Origin of the sequence: Tardiphaga sp. 862_B3_N4_1 (assembly GCF_051811085.1) — a bacterium.
GTDB classification, from domain to species: Bacteria; Pseudomonadota; Alphaproteobacteria; order Rhizobiales; family Xanthobacteraceae; genus Tardiphaga; species Tardiphaga robiniae.
The window spans coordinates 2,364,048-2,377,694 of record NZ_JBPWQB010000002.1 but is presented as its reverse complement, the minus strand read 5'-3'; the positions used below and the strand labels follow the sequence as shown (position 1 = coordinate 2,377,694).

Annotated in this window: 17 protein-coding genes; 6 read left to right on the top strand and 11 right to left on the bottom strand. The window is 59.2% G+C overall.

The annotated features are described in order from the left end of the window. Window positions 1–12: 12 nt before the first annotated feature. The gene (locus AB8B02_RS28505) at window positions 13–261 is read right to left on the bottom strand and encodes a hypothetical protein (protein ID WP_068732883.1); all 249 of its coding nucleotides are present in this window, start codon (window positions 259–261) and stop codon (window positions 13–15) included. Window positions 262–422: 161 nt separating this feature from the next. On the opposite strand from AB8B02_RS28505, the gene AB8B02_RS28500 reads away from it, so the two are divergent. Then, complete coding sequence (locus AB8B02_RS28500; RefSeq protein ID WP_170849725.1) at window positions 423–572, top strand: hypothetical protein; 150 nt, start codon at window positions 423–425, stop codon at window positions 570–572. Window positions 573–650: 78 nt separating this feature from the next. On the opposite strand, the gene AB8B02_RS28495 is transcribed toward AB8B02_RS28500, so the two are convergent. The 4 genes from AB8B02_RS28495 to AB8B02_RS28480 all read right to left on the bottom strand — a co-directional run bounded on the left by AB8B02_RS28495 (window position 651) and on the right by AB8B02_RS28480 (window position 4,551). After that, a complete protein-coding gene (locus tag AB8B02_RS28495) occupies window positions 651–1,577 on the bottom strand; it encodes a dihydrodipicolinate synthase family protein (protein ID WP_439065804.1) in 927 nt (308 codons plus the stop codon). 71 nt (window positions 1,578–1,648) lie between these two features. Then, window positions 1,649–2,632 carry a TRAP transporter substrate-binding protein gene (locus AB8B02_RS28490; protein ID WP_175368604.1) on the bottom strand — a complete coding sequence of 328 codons (984 nt, stop codon included), beginning with the start codon at window positions 2,630–2,632 and terminating at the stop codon, window positions 1,649–1,651. A gap of 28 nt (window positions 2,633–2,660) precedes the next feature. Next, the gene (locus AB8B02_RS28485) at window positions 2,661–3,926 is read right to left on the bottom strand and encodes a TRAP transporter large permease (protein ID WP_439065803.1); all 1,266 of its coding nucleotides are present in this window, start codon (window positions 3,924–3,926) and stop codon (window positions 2,661–2,663) included. Between the two features lies 1 nt (window position 3,927). Beyond that, window positions 3,928–4,551, bottom strand: a complete 624-nt coding sequence (locus AB8B02_RS28480) for a TRAP transporter small permease (protein WP_184513218.1) — start codon at window positions 4,549–4,551, stop codon at window positions 3,928–3,930. A gap of 179 nt (window positions 4,552–4,730) precedes the next feature. Between AB8B02_RS28480 and AB8B02_RS28475 the strand changes: the two genes are divergently transcribed. Beyond that, window positions 4,731–5,408: a GntR family transcriptional regulator gene (locus AB8B02_RS28475; RefSeq protein ID WP_184513216.1), complete on the top strand. Its 678-nt coding sequence runs from the start codon at window positions 4,731–4,733 to the stop codon at window positions 5,406–5,408. A gap of 29 nt (window positions 5,409–5,437) precedes the next feature. On the opposite strand, the gene AB8B02_RS28470 is transcribed toward AB8B02_RS28475, so the two are convergent. After that, window positions 5,438–6,616 carry a M20 aminoacylase family protein gene (locus AB8B02_RS28470; RefSeq protein ID WP_184513214.1) on the bottom strand — a complete coding sequence of 393 codons (1,179 nt, stop codon included), beginning with the start codon at window positions 6,614–6,616 and terminating at the stop codon, window positions 5,438–5,440. A gap of 545 nt (window positions 6,617–7,161) precedes the next feature. Here AB8B02_RS28470 and AB8B02_RS28465 point away from each other — a divergent pair. Continuing rightward, entirely contained in the window at window positions 7,162–7,632 is a 471-nt protein-coding gene (locus tag AB8B02_RS28465; protein WP_089262750.1) for an aminoacyl-tRNA deacylase, read from the top strand. 92 nt (window positions 7,633–7,724) lie between these two features. On the opposite strand, the gene AB8B02_RS28460 is transcribed toward AB8B02_RS28465, so the two are convergent. Then, complete coding sequence (locus tag AB8B02_RS28460) at window positions 7,725–8,525, bottom strand: AMP nucleosidase (protein WP_089262752.1); 801 nt, start codon at window positions 8,523–8,525, stop codon at window positions 7,725–7,727. Between the two features lie 327 nt (window positions 8,526–8,852). Here AB8B02_RS28460 and AB8B02_RS28455 point away from each other — a divergent pair, with 327 nt between their 5' ends. The 3 genes from AB8B02_RS28455 to AB8B02_RS28445 all read left to right on the top strand — a co-directional run bounded on the left by AB8B02_RS28455 (window position 8,853) and on the right by AB8B02_RS28445 (window position 11,766). Then, the gene (locus AB8B02_RS28455; protein WP_120288271.1) at window positions 8,853–9,272 is read left to right on the top strand and encodes a CBS domain-containing protein; all 420 of its coding nucleotides are present in this window, start codon (window positions 8,853–8,855) and stop codon (window positions 9,270–9,272) included. A gap of 329 nt (window positions 9,273–9,601) precedes the next feature. Continuing rightward, a complete protein-coding gene (locus tag AB8B02_RS28450) occupies window positions 9,602–11,005 on the top strand; it encodes an NfeD family protein (RefSeq protein WP_439065802.1) in 1,404 nt (467 codons plus the stop codon). Then, window positions 11,002–11,766: a slipin family protein gene (locus tag AB8B02_RS28445; protein ID WP_439065801.1), complete on the top strand. Its 765-nt coding sequence runs from the start codon at window positions 11,002–11,004 to the stop codon at window positions 11,764–11,766. The genes AB8B02_RS28450 and AB8B02_RS28445 overlap by 4 nt, the downstream gene beginning before the upstream one ends. Window positions 11,767–11,864: 98 nt before the next feature. Here AB8B02_RS28445 and AB8B02_RS28440 read toward each other — a convergent pair whose 3' ends face one another. From AB8B02_RS28440 to AB8B02_RS28425, 4 genes are all read right to left on the bottom strand, one after another. Then, complete coding sequence (locus AB8B02_RS28440; RefSeq protein WP_089262760.1) at window positions 11,865–12,068, bottom strand: hypothetical protein; 204 nt, start codon at window positions 12,066–12,068, stop codon at window positions 11,865–11,867. 136 nt (window positions 12,069–12,204) lie between these two features. Beyond that, window positions 12,205–12,498 carry a GYD domain-containing protein gene (locus AB8B02_RS28435; protein ID WP_089262762.1) on the bottom strand — a complete coding sequence of 98 codons (294 nt, stop codon included), beginning with the start codon at window positions 12,496–12,498 and terminating at the stop codon, window positions 12,205–12,207. A 36-nt stretch (window positions 12,499–12,534) separates the two neighbouring features. After that, entirely contained in the window at window positions 12,535–12,900 is a 366-nt protein-coding gene (locus tag AB8B02_RS28430; RefSeq protein WP_175368598.1) for a cytochrome C oxidase subunit IV family protein, read from the bottom strand. A gap of 9 nt (window positions 12,901–12,909) precedes the next feature. Beyond that, a complete protein-coding gene (locus tag AB8B02_RS28425; RefSeq protein WP_093759781.1) occupies window positions 12,910–13,632 on the bottom strand; it encodes a heme-copper oxidase subunit III family protein in 723 nt (240 codons plus the stop codon). Between the last annotated feature and the right edge of the window lie 15 nt (window positions 13,633–13,647).

Sequence of the window (13,647 nt, the reverse complement as noted above, 5' to 3'; positions counted from 1 at the left end):
GTCTGATCTATCTCAGGCCGCGCTCGGCGCAGGCCATTCGATCATGGTACGGGTCTTGGTCGCAGAATCGTAGACCTGGATCTGAAGCATCTGAAACTGGTTCTTCAGCTTCATGCCGGCTTCTTCCGCTGCTTCGACCGTATCGTGATGGGATTTGAAATGGCCATCCACCACCAGTGAATAACCTTCGGTCGGCGCCCTGTCGGCGCGAATGAATTTGCGCGCCTGCGGTTCGTCGAGCTCTAACTTCGGTTTTTTCATCGTCACTCCAGAACAAGATTCGCCCGATTTCAAAGCGGGCAGGATTCGCCCCCGTTTACACGGTCATGCGGAAAAACACAGGGCAATTGCGGGATTACGGCAATATCTGCTTCAATCACGGTCAGAATGAGGTCAACACAAGCAATCCGGCGGGGAAAATGATGAGCGGACGAGTGGGCGGAGCCCGCGACGACAAACCGGCCAAGGACGACAAGCAAAAACCCGTCCCCACGCCGCCGCGGCCTGACGACGACGAGGAAGACGGCGATATCGCCACACCGAAACGCGATCGCGACGACGAAGATATCTAGCTGTACGAAGGCATCGCTACATAAGACATCGGCGCGCGACGACTGACGCGCCGATAAATTTCAGATAGCGACGAGTCGTTAAGCTGCCTTGAGGCCGACATCCGGCAGTGTCGGACGGTGACGCAGCGCCTTGGTCATGATCCCCTCCACTTCCGCCTTTTCATGCGGCAACAGCGCCAGACGTGGCGGCCGGGTTAGTGCGGTACCGCGGCCCATGATGTTTTCGCACAGCTTAATGCACTGGACGAGATCCGGGCGCGCATCGAGATGCAGCAGCGGCATGAACCACTCATAGATCGCCATCGCCTCTTGGAGCCGTCCGGCCTTGGCCAGACGGAACAGCGTCTCGCCCTCGCGCGGGAAGGCATTGGACATGCCGGACACCCAGCCGACCGCGCCCATCGCTACGCTCTCGACGATCACGTCGTCGAGGCCGGCGAACAACACGAAGCGGTCGCCGACCATGTTGCGCGTGTCGATGAAGCGGCGTGTATCGCCCGACGAATCCTTGAAGCAGACGACCGTATCGACATCGGCCAGTGTGGCGAGAATGTCGGGGGTGACATCGTTCTTGTAGATCGGCGGGTTGTTGTAGAGCATGACCGGCAGATCGGTGGCCGTGGCGACCGAACGAAAGTGCGCGGCAGTCTCGTGCGGCTTTGACGAATAAACCAAAGCGGGCATCACCATGATGCCATCGATGCCGACACGCGCAGCCTCCTTTGCGGTATCCACCGCGAAGGCCGTGGTGAACTCCGCGATACCGCACAGCACAGGCACGCGGCCCTTCGCGACCGACTTGGCCGCTTCCATGATCGCGATCTTTTCCTTGCGCTCGAGCGAGGTGTTCTCGCCGACCGATCCGCAGATGATCAGGCCGGACACGCCGTCGCGGATCAGGCCGTCCATGACCTTCGCGGTGGCGTCGATATCGAGCGACAGGTCGTCATGGAATTGAGTGGTGACTGCCGGGAAGACGCCTTCCCAGGAAATACGGGGACTCATGGCAAAACTCCGTGTGATGCCGGCGCGCATAGCGCGCCGGCTGATGAGGATGATGGGCAAGAATTAGAGGATCAGATCGTCGCGCCGACCTTGCGCAGCTCGGCGAGCACTGGCGCTTTCGGCAGCCAGATCTTGTCGAATTCGGCGATGACGGCTTCGGTATCCTTGACGGCCACCTGACGCACCGGCACCGACGTGCCCTTGAAATTCTCGATCAGTGCCGGCTCGCCAGCAGCCAATTCGTCGATCTGCGCATCGAGCGTCGATTTGACAGCCTTGGTGATCAGTTCCCTGTCGGCGGCGGGCAGCGACTGCCAGACGCGGCCGGACACGACCGCGGCCATCGGCATGAAGACGGCATTCATCTGCAGGATCGACTTCGACACCTTGTCGAAGCGCTGGTTCCAGGAGAATTCCAGATCGGCTTCAAGACCATCGACCTGGCCGTTCGACATGGCGTCGAACACCTGCGGCGTCGGAATCGGCGTCGGTGCGGCGCCGAGCGATGAGTAGAAGTCGCGATAGACCGGCGTCGGATTGATACGCAGCTTCATGCCCTTGATGTCAGCGAGCGTGTTGAGATCCCTGACCGCGAAGACCGCGCGCATGCCGGTGATGCCCCAGCCGAGGCCAATGGTGCCGGTTTCCGCAGGAAGCACGTCGAACAGTTTGACGGCCGCCGGATGACGCACGAATTTCGCCACGGCTGGCGTGGAGCGCACGATATAGGGCGCGTTGATCGCCGCGATATGCGGCACGCGCGAACCGAGTTCGGCAGCCTGGATGAAGCCCATATCGAGCGCGCCGGTCTGCAACTGCTGCATCATCGCTGCTTCGTTGCCGAGCTGGCCGGAGTGAAACACCGTCATGGTGAGACGGCCCTTGGTCTCTTCCTTGAGCTGATCGGCGAGCTTCAGCGCAGCCTTGTTCCAGGAATGGCCGTTCGGCGTGATCAGGCCGAGACGCAGCTCCTTGGCCTGCGCCAATGCGAGCGACGGCGCAAATACCGAAGCAGCTGCCGATGCGGCGAGGAAGCGACGACGTGAGATGGTCATGACGGAGGCTCCTTGATGAGTATGGGACTTACTTGATGAGGGCGAGAGACAGATACGGATAGAGCGAGAGCATCACCAACAGGATGCAGGAGATGAAGAAGAACGGCAGCGTCACCATGAACATCTTGCCGGGCTTGGCGCCTGTGACGGCGGCGGCGACGAAGAAACAGAGTCCGACCGGCGGCGACAGCAATCCGAGCACGAGATTGATCACGACGACCACGCCGAAGTGACGCGGGTCGATGTGGTAGATCTCGGTCGCCACCGGCAGCAGGATCGGCACGGTCATGATCAGGCCGGGCACGCCGTCGATCACCGTACCGATGACCAGCAGGATGACATTGCAGATCAGCATGAAGCTGATCGGATCCTTGGCAACGGTCTGGATCCAGGCCGCGGTCTCCTGCGGCACCTTGCCGAAGATCAGAACCCAGGAAAACACGGCGGCAGCGGCAACGAGAAACAGCACGATCGCCGAATAGATGCCCGAGCGCAGCATCATTTGCGGCAGTTGCGACCACTCGAATTCCTTGGTCCAGTATTTGCCGACAACAGCAGCGGCGACAGCGCCGACGGCAGCCGATTCCGTTGCGTTCGCCAGACCGCCGAGGATGGAGCCGACGATGACGATGGGAATCAAAAGGGTCGGCGAGGTGCGCAGGATGGTCATCACGCGTTGTTTTGGCGTCTGATATTCAGCGCGCGGATAGTTGTAGATGTAGCCCATCAGCGCGATGACGACGCAGAACATGCCGGTCAGGATAACGCCGGGAATGATGCCCGCGATCAACATGTCGCTGACCGACACCTGCGCCAGCACGCTGTAGACCACGAACATTACCGACGGCGGAATGATCGGGCCGAGCATGCCGCCGTAGGCGGTGAGACCGGCAGCGAAGGTCTTGTCGTAGCCTTTCTTTTCCATTTCCGGGACCATGATCTGCGCCATGATCGCAACCTGCGCGGTCGCCGAACCGAGAATGGAAGAGATGAACATGTTGGCGAGAATGTTGACGTAAGCCAGCCCGCCCTTCAGTGAGCCGACAAAGGCCATCGCCATGTCGACGATGCGCTTGGTGATGCCGCCGCCATTCATAATCTCGCCGATCAGGATAAACAGCGGGATCGCGATCAGACCGTAGCTGTCGACGCCGCCGAACAGTTGCAGCGGATAGGACTGGAACAGCACCGGATTGCCGGACGCCATGATGTAAACGAAGCCGGCGAGGCAAAGGCAAAGACCGATCGGCACGCCGACCAGCATGATCACCGTGAATGCGGCGAAGGTGATCATATTAGTTCACCCCGTCGAGTTCGGAGAGCTGGAAGCCTTTCGGCGGCACCTTGGCGACGAGGCCGAGATCCTCAAGCAGGTTGGCGATGCCATGGATGGTGATCGACACCGCAAAGATCGGCAGTGTCAGATAGAGGACCCAGGTCGGCCAGTTCAGCGTCTGGGTACGTTCGGTGTAGAGGAAATTGAAGGTCTGGCCGGCGAACTTCTTCGCGTCGAAGCCCGCCTGCGCCAGGCCTATCGGATCCATCCACAGCAGGCAGGTGACGATCAGGCCGATACCGAACACGATCACCGTGCTCGTGGCGATAATCTTGAAGATCTGCTGGCTCCTGGCCGACAGGCGCTCGGTCATCATGGTGACCGCAAAGTCGAGCCGCAGGCGAGTCATAGCGGAGGCGCCGATGAAGGTCAGCCAGACCACCGAATACACAGCCGACTCATCGATCCAGTAGATCGGGAAGTGCGAATAGCGGGTGACGACATTCACCAGGATCAGCGCCGTCAGCAGATACATCAGGCCCATCAGAGCCAGCCGCTCGAAGGCCAGCAGCCCGGCGGACGCCACCAGGATGACCCGGCGGGCCCCGATGGCCGGGGCCGTCGACATCGTCTGGTCACTCATAAACTGCCCCCGCTGTCACGATTGTGATATGATTTTTGGATCGTATAATTTATACAATTTCTCTGTCAAACGCTGATTTGCACAAATTCGCGCCTTGAGGAGTTTTTGTGCGGCAGCGAAGACGGGATGAGATCTGAGATCAATCCGGCCGAAATCCAGAGAAAAGGCTCGATAAATCAATGACCGCGCCGCTGAAGCACCGCACCCTCTCGGCCATGATCACCGATCAGCTCCGCCAGGCGATCCTCGACGGCACCCATCCGGCCGGCGCGCAGTTACGCCAGGACGCTTTGGGCGAGGCCTATGGCGTAAGCCGGATTCCGGTGCGGGAAGCCCTGTTTCAGCTTGAGGCCGAAGGGCTGGTGAAGATCGTCCCGCAAAAGGGCGCCATCGTTTCGGAACTGTCGCTCGACGAAATCAACGACGTGTTCGATCTCCGGGCCATCCTCGAGCCACGGATGCTGGCGGAGTCCGCGCCGCATTTCGTCGACGACGACTTCGCTGCACTCAACGACATCCAGCACCGCTTCGAGAAGGCGATTGCCGCCGGCAATATCAGCGAATGGGGACAGCTCAACGCCGATTTCCACATGGCGATGTATGTCCGGGCGCGGCAGCCGCGCACGCAGTCGATCGTGATGGCGCTGCTGCAAACCAGCGACCGCTACACGCGCATGCAACTCTCGACGACCACCGCGATGGGCATCGCTGAGAAAGAACACGCCGAACTCATCGCTCTGTGCCGCAGCCAGAAGATCGATGACGCCTGCCGTTTCCTTGAACGTCACATCGAGTCGGTGCGCGCAGACCTTCTGCGCGTCATCGGCCGCACCATTCCGAAGAGCGGCGCGACCTAGACAGACCGCGTCAACAGCAACGACTCGTTTTATGCGAGTTCCTGCTCCACAAGACCGGCGAGATAGCTCGCGCCGATCGGCAGGAGATCGTCGTTGAAATCGTAGCCGGGATTGTGAACGGGCACGCCGCCCTTGTCGGCGGTGCGCTGCCCGAACATCAGATAGGCACCACGGTTGCGTTCGAGCATGAACGCGAAATCTTCGCCGGCAAGAATTGGATTGCCTTCGCGCAGCACCTCGGTAACGCCCGGCACCGCCGCCGCCGCTTCTGCCGCGCGCACCGTCTCGTCGGCCGTGTTGATCGTGGCCGGATAGGCGTGGCGATACTCGATCTCCGCCATGCCGCCGCAGGCTTGCGCGGTCAGCGTCACCGCGCGCATGAAGAACTCCTCGACGCGTTCGCGCACCTCGGGCTTCAGCGTACGTACCGAGCCGCGCAACTCCACCGTCTCGGGCAGAACGATGTCCGAGGTACCGCCATGGATCTGGCCGATGCTGATGATGGCGGATTCCAGCGCATCGATCTGGCGCGACGGAATCGCGTTCAGCGCATTCACCACCTGCGCTGCCATCGCCACCGTATCGATACCCTGATGCGGATGCGCACCGTGCGAGGAACGGCCACGCAGCGTCACCTTGAAATAATCGATCGCCGCCAGCGCCGTGCCGGTCAGCGCCTTGACGGTGCCGAGCGGCATGTCCGGGCTGTTATGGATCGCATAGATGGAATCGCAGGGGAAACGCTCGAACAACCCGTCGTCCATCATCGCCTTGGCGCCAGCGAGCCCTTCCTCGGCCGGCTGAAAGATCAGATGCACCGTGCCGGCGAAATTGCGCGTCTCGGCAAGATATTTCGCAGCACCAAGCAACATCGTGGTGTGACCGTCATGGCCGCAGGCATGCATGCGGCCGGCATTCTGCGAGCGGTGGGCAAAACCGTTGCCCTCCTCCATCGGCAGCGCGTCCATATCCGCACGCAATCCAATGGCCCGGTTGCTGCCGGCTGCCTGGTGACGGCCGCGGATCACGCCGACGACGCCGGTACCGCCGAAGCCGCGATGCACCTCGATGCCCCACTCCGACAACCGCTCCGCTACCAGCGCGCTGGTGCGCTCCTCCTCGAAGCCAATCTCCGGATGCGCATGGAAATCCCTGCGCCATGCGGTCATTTCCGGGTGCAATTGGTCGAGACGTTCGCGCGGGGTCATATGCTCTCACCTTTGGGCTTGTCCTGCCCATAGGCTAGCCCGGTGATCATGCCCTCGCAACCAACCGGCCGCACACGCTGCGCGCCCCACTTACTTCGGCGCTGACCCGTGGTGACACCAAGCAGTTGGGATTAGCGGCTGCGAGATGCGCGCCACCACATGATCGACATCGTGATCGATCGGCCTGTCTGTGAATGCTGAGCGTTCTGGAAAATGGCACGCCATTCAGAATAAGACTGCGAACCCTTATGCCATTGAAACAGATGTATAATTTCGATTGAATACCTCATGCCCCCGCATGCGCTCAAATGGACAGCAGCCACTCTCGTTTGGGGAAGAAGTGTCGCGGCGCTCGCGCAGTCACCACCGACAGCGCGGGCATTCTGATTATCTCGCAAGAGAGTTGGTCATCGATAACGAATTGCAGCTGTCGGATGGGAGGCCTATGCTGAGCCTATAACCACGCAGCCGCCCATCGCACGGCGAGAGTCTGCAGACAAAGACCTTACGATGGATGGCTTGCATTTTGCCCCGGAGGTCACCCCATGACCATTGCTCCCACCCTGCAAAAATACCTGGCCGCTGAAAACATCCAATACGAGGTGATCCCGCACGAACTCCGCATGACGTCGTCTGGCACGGCTGAGGCATGCCACATCTCGGGCGATCGCCTCGCCAAGGGCATCGTGTTGCGGCGTGACGGCGAATATATACTGGCCGTCTTGCCCGCATCGCATCACCTGCGCCTGTCGGACCTGAGGACATCACTCGGCGACAATGTCCACATGGCCGATGAAACCGAGATCCATCAGCTGTTCCGCGACTGCGCACACGGTGCAGTTCCTGCCGTCGGTAAATGCTACGGGCTGGATATCATCGTCGACGACAGCATCCAGGCGCAGCCGGAGGTCTATCTGGAAGCTGGCGATCACGAGACGCTGCTTCATATGGGTCACGCGCAGTTTGCGCGCCTGATGGCCAACGCGCAGCATGGGCGCTTTAGCGCGCATGACTGAGGATTAGTCCGGCGATCCGCGGCGACCGTCGCGGACCCAAATGGAAAGATCGTGCCGCTGCTTAATTGTCGATGCAGCGGTGCGACGCCTCTTTACGTCTCATGCCCTGCATCGAAATCGTCTTCGAAACGCAAATGCTTGACGCTGCGGCCGCGGCGCCGCACAAGTTTCAAGGCCTCCACCCCGATCCTGATATGCCTTTCGACATAGTTCGCGGTCACCTCCTGATCCGACGCTTCGGTCTTCACACCCTCGGGAATCATTGGCTGATCGGACACGAGAAGCAGTGCGCCAGTCGAAATGTGATTGGCAAATCCCGCAGCAAAGATTGTTGCGGTCTCCATGTCGATCGCCATGCTCCGTGTACGACGCAATATATCCCTGAAGCGATCATCATGTTCCCAGACACGACGATTGGTCGTGTACACGGTGCCGGTCCAATAGTCGTGACCGAGATCGCGGATCATGGTCGACACCGCGCGTTGCAACTGGAACGCGGGCAGCGCAGGAACCTCCGGGGGCAAGTAATCATTTGAGGTGCCTTCGCCCCGAATAGCCGCAATCGGTAGAACCAAATCGCCAATTTTATTTTTGCGTTTCAACCCACCGCATTTGCCGAGAAACAACACGGCTTTCGGCGCGATGGCACTTAACAGATCCATCACGGTTGCAGCATTCGGGCTTCCCATGCCGAAGTTAATCAGAGTGATACCATCGGCAGTCGCATTGGGCATCGGTCGATCTGCGCCCTTTACCAAACTGCCATACGCCGTGGCGAACCATTCGACGTAGTTGTCGAAGTTGGTCAAGAGAACATACTCTCCGAACTCAGCAAGCGGCGTGCCGGTGTAACGCGGCAACCAGTTTTCTACGATATCCTTCTTCTCTTTCATTCCCGATGATCTCGCCCGGAATTGTGCAACGCCGCCGCCTGTCAAACTAGTGGATAGGACCGTTCCCTGTCCAATGAGGCACTCTTGGATTATTTGGGTTCCATTAATCCACTTGCAACCGTGAATGGTCCGGGCCTTGCGTCGAATGCGCGCTGTTCAGGAGGGTGGATTGCCACAGCGGCCGCGTTTGTCCGGTCTGATCGCGCAGGAATGATGTTTTCTTCTGCGACCTCGCACGCAATTGATTGTATAGTTGGAGGACATGGAGAGAGGCGAGACATACTGCATTGCATCAATTCACCTGAACTCTAGGAACGGAGGTTCGCCATGAAAGTCAAAGAGGTGATGCACAAAGGTGTCGACTGGGTCAGCCCCGACACCCCTGTCACCGAACTCGCGAAATTGATGCGGGGGCATGACATTGGCTGCGTTCCGGTTGGCGAGGACGACCGCCTGATCGGGATGGTGACCGACCGCGACATTGTCTGCAAAGGGCTCGCGAGGAACAGCTTCGATGCCGGCCGCGCGACGGCGCGCGATGTGATGACCGAAGGTATCCATTGTTGCCGAGAGGACGACGATCTCGCAAAGGCAATACATCACATGGAGAAACTGCGGGTCCGCAGGCTGCCGGTGATCAACAAGAGTAAACGGATGGTCGGTATCGTCAGTCTGGGCGACGTCAGCCATTCTGCGTCAGGTGATTTGTTGTCCGAATGCGTCAAGAGCGTTTCGGCCCATCACTGAAACACGGCCAGCGCTCCTCTTGCGATCCGGCGGAGGGGCGCGGCCGTCGGCACGATCGTCGAACAGTTCGATGAAAGAACTTTGCTCATCGAGCCGCGATGAAGAAGGTCGTGCCTACGCGGTCACGCCATTGTCCGCAGGCGCAGCGAGGGCGTGGATCGAAACTGCGAACTTCTTATGTCATTGAGACTGCCTGATAATATCGACGATTCTTCTCGTCTTGCGCAGCCCTCACATTCGTTTCGACAACGAGCGATGGCTCGCCAATCCCGGTCGTATTGAGATTCTGCCAGGACCTCCCACATCATCTTGATAAGGGAGTCCAGGCTGTGCAGACCGTACGGGCTACTCTTGCCGCGACAATTGCGGTTGTCGCTCTGGCTATCTCCCCCACCACGTCTGTCTCGGCGGAGGGGAGCGGAAAACTTGTGCTGACGATCGCAATCGACGGAGCGATCGGACCGGCAACCGCCAGCTACGTGAAAGACGCTCTCGCCAAGGCAAGCGAACGGCGTGCCGAAGCTGCTATTCTGCGTCTGAATACGCCGGGCGGTCTCGTCACCAGCATGCGCGAGACCATCGCCGACGTGCTGGCATCGCCCGTTCCTGTCATAGGTTATGTCGCCCCGTCGGGAGCCCATGCTGCCAGCGCCGGCACCTATATTCTCTATGCAACGCATATCGCCGCAATGGCGCCGGGCACCAACCTCGGCGCGGCAACGCCCGTGCAAATCGGCAGTCCGGTGCCGGGCCTGCCGGGCATCACCCCTGATAAAGACGGCAAGGACAAGAAAGACAGTGCCCAGCAAACGGAGCCGAAGGACGCGACGATGGCGAAGGCGACGAACGACGCCGTCGCCTTTATCCGCAGCCTGGCCGAGTTGCGAGGACGTAACGCCGATTGGGCCGAGAAGGCTGTCCGGGAGGCAGCCAGTCTTTCCGCCAGTGCTGCGTTGCAAGCGAATGTCATCGATCTCATTGCGCGCGACCCGGTCGAACTGCTCAGGCAGGTCGATGGTCGCGTCGTGGAGCTTCCCGGTGGCGACAGACGGCATCTGGCGACAAAGGATGCGACGATCGAGACGATCGACTCCGGATGGATCGCGCAATTTCTGTCTGTGATTACCAACCCCAACGTCGCCTTCATTCTTCTGCTGGTTGGCATCTACGGTCTGATTTTTGAATTCATGTCTCCTGGCGCCGTCGCGCCCGGCGTGGTCGGTACGATCTGTCTGCTGCTGGGCCTCTATGCCTTCAACCTGCTGCCGATCAACTATGCCGGCCTTGGGCTGATGATGTTGGGGATCGTGCTTCTGATTATCGAGGCCTTCAACCCGACCGTGGTTCTTGGCCTCGGCGGAGCCATTGCCCCGGTCCTTGGTGGGTTGATGTTGTTCAGGATCGACGCGCCCGGATACCGGCTGTCATGGACGCTCGTCAGCATCGTGACGGCAATGTTCATCGGACTGCTGCTCATTGTGCTCGGCTCGCTCCGGCGCGCCCGCAAAGCTCCGGCACGAATCGGCGCACAGGCCATGCGCGGCCTGCCCGCCGAAGTTCTCGACTGGAATGACATCGAAGGTCACGTCTTCACGCAGGGTGAGCGCTGGCGAGCCCGCGGCATGGAAACATTCAAGCCCGGAGAGACGGTCGAGATCGCCAGCATCACGGATCTGACGCTGATGGTGCGTCGCCGGCCGGCACTCAGCGCCGGCGAAGGAGGTGTGCGATGATGCTCGATTACATAGCCTACTCGCTGCTCGCGATCATCGTGATCGCCTTTCTCTCCTCCGCCATTCGCATCCTCCGGGAATACGAGCGCGGCATCGTCTTCACGCTCGGACGCTTCACCGGCGTGAAAGGTCCGGGCCTTATTATCCTGATTCCGTTCGTTCAGCAGATGGTGAAAGCCGATCTCAGGGTGATGGTGCAGGATGTGCCGCCGCAGGACGTCATTTCCCGCGATAACGTTTCCGTCAAGGTGAACGCCGTTCTCTATTTCCGCATCGTCGACCCGGAACGTGCGATCATCAAGGTCGGGAATTTCATGGCCGCGACCAGCCAGTTGGCACAGACCACGCTGCGCTCGGTGCTCGGCAAGCATGAGCTGGATGAAATGCTCGCAGAGCGCGACAAACTCAACGCCGACATTCAGGAGATCCTCGATCAGCAAACTGACGCGTGGGGCATCAAGGTCACCAACATTGAGATCAAGGATATCGACCTCAATGAGAACATGGTGCGTGCCATGGCCAAGCAGGCCGAAGCGGAGCGGCTGCGGCGGGCGAAAGTGATCAATGCGATAGGCGAGCAGCAAGCCGCTGAGAAGCTTGTCGAGGCCGGCCGGATCCTTGCTCAGGAGCCGCAAGCGATGCAGCTGCGCTATTTTGCGGCGTTGCACGACATTGCAGGCGAGCGGTCATCGACTGTGGTCTTTCCGTTGCCGATGGATCTGCTCAGCCATATGACGCTGCGGCCGGGCAGAGTACCGTGAGTTTATTTCTTGTGCTTCTGCGCCAGCTTCAGCTTGAGTCTGTCATGGCCCGAACGAACCATGGCTTGCGCTGGCTTGCTCATCACCCCAGTTTACCATCAATGAGTATCCTCGGCGCGCTCGTCGACAGGCACATGTGACGGGTGTCGTGCGTCGCCGCGCCGGTTTTGTGGACGCACGTACATTGTCATCGCTTCCGGGAGCTCCGCCTTGACTTTCAGAGCGGCGACAAGCGCGTCCTCGGCGTCCACGACGACATGGCCCGCCTTGCCCTTCAGCTTGAATCCAACGGTAAATTGCATCTGCGCATCACCTCGTCTTCACTGCAATTGTGTCCTCGCCTACTTTCTGCCAGCGGGCGCCATCTCGGCCGTCGTTCCTGTCGACATATCATTTGACCGGCGCGTAGCACCTCGCGGACGCGTTTCCGATCCGCAATCAGTCCAGCGACTTGATGATCTCCCGGTAGGCCGTTTCGGGAAACGCTTTCAATGTATGCGTTCGAATGTTTCCCAGCATACCCAGCTGCAAGTTGAATCGCGCGGCGACGGCATCGTCCGGCGCTTCGTAAACCGCGACGATGTCATAGTCGCCCATGGTCAGAAAAAACGATTTGAACTCGCCGTCCATATCCTTGAGCGCTTTCTTCGCCAAGTCGAGACGACGCGGCGAGTCCTTGACATGCTGAACACCTTGATCAGTCCAGTTTGCAAGCATGATATATGTGGTCATGGAAGTCCTCCTTACGCACGAGACCCCCGCTCATCTTCACGCCCCAGTCTTAAAGAAAATGATCCGACTCAACAACGTGTAGTCCGATTCAAACACCATGATCCCAACAAAAACCAACAACACCAACGGCGGGAGCAGGATGGCATAGGCCAAAGCCAGACGCTCCCACGCCATGTGCATGAAGACCGCAACAATCAAGCCCGCCTTCAACATCATGAACAGCACGATGAGAGACCACCTCAGATATCCCTGCAGGTTGAAGTAGTCGACGAGGTAAGAGCATGTACTCAAGACAAACAGCCATCCCCAGACCACGAGATAAAGCTTGATCGGGTGCTGGTGTCCCTCGGCATGTGCTGCGGGAGTTGCATGAGGTGTTGCATGTAGCGTGACTTCAGCCATGTTTTTCCCTCACCAAAGATAGAAAAAGGCAAAGATAAACACCCATACCAAATCGACGAAATGCCAATACAGGCCAGTGATTTCGACGATCTCGTAGTTCCCCTTCCTACTTGTAAAAAATCCCCGACGTTCAGTCTCGAAATCTCCGCGCCAAACCTTTCGCGCAATGATGATCAGGAAAATCACGCCAATCGTTACGTGCGTGCCGTGGAATCCTGTAATCATGAAAAAGCATGAGCCGAATTGCTCTGCCCCCCACGGATTTTCCCAGGGCCTCACCCCCTCCATGATCAGCTTGGTCCATTCGAAAGCCTGCATTCCGACAAATGTCGCACCGAACGCGGCGGTCACCAGCATCAGAATCGCCGTTTTGCGGCGGTCGTGGCGGTAGCCGAAATTGACGGCCATAGCCATGGTCCCGCTACTGCTGATCAGCACGAAGGTCATGATGGCAATCAGAATGAGCGGGATGTGTTGTCCTGCAATCGTCAGAGCGAAGACTTCACTCGGGTTTGGCCAGGGCACCGTCGTGGACATGCGCGCCGTCATGTACGACAGCAGGAAGCAACCGAAGATAAAGGTATCGCTGAGGAGAAAGATCCACATCATGGCCTTTCCCCAGGATACATTCTTGAATGCCCGTTGATCCGAGGACCAGTCGGCGACAATACCTTGCCAGCCTGCGGTCGTCGTTCGGCGCTTTTCGATGTTTGTCAGCACAGTCTCTGTCATCGCATCGATGCCTTC